We start from the raw sequence: 849 nt of genomic DNA on the forward strand, positions 1-849 counted from the left end.
TGAGCCCTTTTCATCCTGAGTAGCGGCCTTCTTCCACCAGCTGCAGCACGAGGATCGCCTGCACGAGTGCGGTCGCGCGATGCGGGCAACAGCGCAGCCTGGTCAGCACCTTCCAGGACTTCAGGGTCGCGACGGCACGCTCGCCGATGGCCCGGATACGGGCATGAGCGCGGTTAACGTCCCGCTGTCCCGGCGACAACCAGGGCCGATGGCGGTGCCTTTTGAAGGGTGTGCGGATCGTGCCGCCCGCGCCTTGATAGCCCTTGTCCGCAAAGGTCTTCACGCCGGCGCTGGTCAAGGCGTCGATCAGGCCCACCGCCCGAGCAGCGCTTACGTCGTGGGTGGCGCCCGGCAGTGCAGGGGAGGCCCACACCAGCCGGCCCACCGGGTCGGCCAGCAGTTGCACGTTCATCCCGTGCTGCTTGTGTTTGCCGCTGTAGTACGGGCGTTCATCGGCGAGGCGGTCGATGGGGATGAGGGTGCCGTCCAGGATGGTGTAGGCCAGCCGGGATGCCCGCTCGGCGGCGGCGTGCACGTCGTCGGCCAGGACAGCCAGGAGATCGACGGCTTCGCGGATGTAGCGCCAGGCCGTGGTGGTGCCGATGGCGAAGCCGGCGATCGCCAGGCGAGCGTAGGTATCGCCGTTACGCAGGTGAGCCAGGACCAGCAGGGCTTGCCGGGCCGGGTCTAACTTGCGCCACCGAGAGCGGCGTTCGACACGCCGGGTGCGGATGAGTTCGGCCAGGCGGATCAGGGTGTGGTTGGACAGTGGAATGGAGGCACGGTAAGACAGCAACGAGGCTCCCGGTTGGGGCATCGGATCTTGGTCGACTGCTGTCTTATCGGGAG

At 67.3% G+C, this 849-nt stretch carries 1 protein-coding gene; it reads right to left on the minus strand.

Features of this window, described 5'->3' with window-relative positions:
* Positions 1–10: 10 nt before the first annotated feature.
* On the minus strand, positions 11–796 hold the full coding sequence (locus ACTWPW_RS64385) for a transposase family protein (protein WP_443175069.1): 786 nt from the start codon (positions 794–796) through the stop codon (positions 11–13).
* Positions 797–849: the final 53 nt, after the last annotated feature.

It is taken from the genome of Nonomuraea sp. KM90 (assembly GCF_052246675.1).
In the GTDB taxonomy this organism is placed as follows: domain Bacteria; phylum Actinomycetota; class Actinomycetes; order Streptosporangiales; family Streptosporangiaceae; genus Nonomuraea.